Source organism: Rhizobium sp. SVR5-2C (genome assembly GCF_056755115.1).
The window spans coordinates 1-242 of record NZ_JBNDHT010000541.1 but is presented as its reverse complement, the minus strand read 5'-3'; the positions used below and the strand labels follow the sequence as shown (position 1 = coordinate 242).

General features: G+C 69.4%; 1 protein-coding gene. It reads right to left on the bottom strand.

The genetic code is table 11. The features are described 5' to 3' along the window. Positions 1–242, bottom strand: a 242-nt coding sequence (locus ACPYOI_RS36830) for an AI-2E family transporter (RefSeq protein ID WP_481424280.1), incomplete at both ends; no start/stop codon positions are given.

The window sequence follows — 242 nt, the reverse complement described above, 5'->3', positions numbered from 1 at the left end:
CCACCGCACCCGACAGGAGGGCTCCCACGATGGGGATGAAGGCGAGGAGGAACACGAGGATGCCGATGGCGAAGGCGAACGGCACCTTGAGGATCGCGGCGCCGACGGAGATTCCGATGGCGTCGACGAGCGCGACGATCATCGTGGCCCGCACGAACGCCGACAGCTGTCCCCACGCGACGACGCCCGAGGAGTCGACGCGCTCGCGGGCCGTGAGCGGGAACAGCCGCACGATCCAGGAC